Source organism: Pelagicoccus sp. SDUM812005 (assembly GCF_031127875.1).
GTDB lineage: Bacteria > Verrucomicrobiota > Verrucomicrobiia > Opitutales > Opitutaceae > Pelagicoccus.
The window spans coordinates 1-377 of record NZ_JARXIA010000097.1 but is presented as its reverse complement, the minus strand read 5'-3'; the positions used below and the strand labels follow the sequence as shown (position 1 = coordinate 377).

Here is a 377-nt window from a genome sequence, read left to right as displayed (position 1 = left end):
ACCACCACGTCCACGTAGGCGCGCTTCTGCGTGTGGAAGTGCCACAGCCCGAGGCCGTAGATCGTCGCCTCGCGCTCGAGGTCGATCTGCACCCATTGCGGGCCCTGGGCCAGCTCCACGAAGTAGCCTTCCTCCGATTCCTTGTCTCCGTCGGTCACCAGCTCCAGCTCCCCGATGATCGGGAAGTCGTCCGAGGAGGTGACTTCCTTCTCGAAGGCGATGTTGGAGACCCCGGCCGGGGCCAGCACCTTGGGCTGGGGGGCGTCGGGGGACTCCAGGTTGGGCAACACGATGGGCACGGGCGTGCCGGAGAGGAAGGGAGCCGGGTACTCCAGCTCGATGGGCGCCTTGTCGGCGGCGGTCAGTATCGAGGCCGC

1 pseudogene is annotated in these 377 nt (G+C 67.4%); it reads right to left on the bottom strand.

Annotated features, from left to right (window positions below):
- A pseudogene (locus QEH57_RS25045) lies at positions 1-377 on the bottom strand (hypothetical protein); the annotation flags it as partial.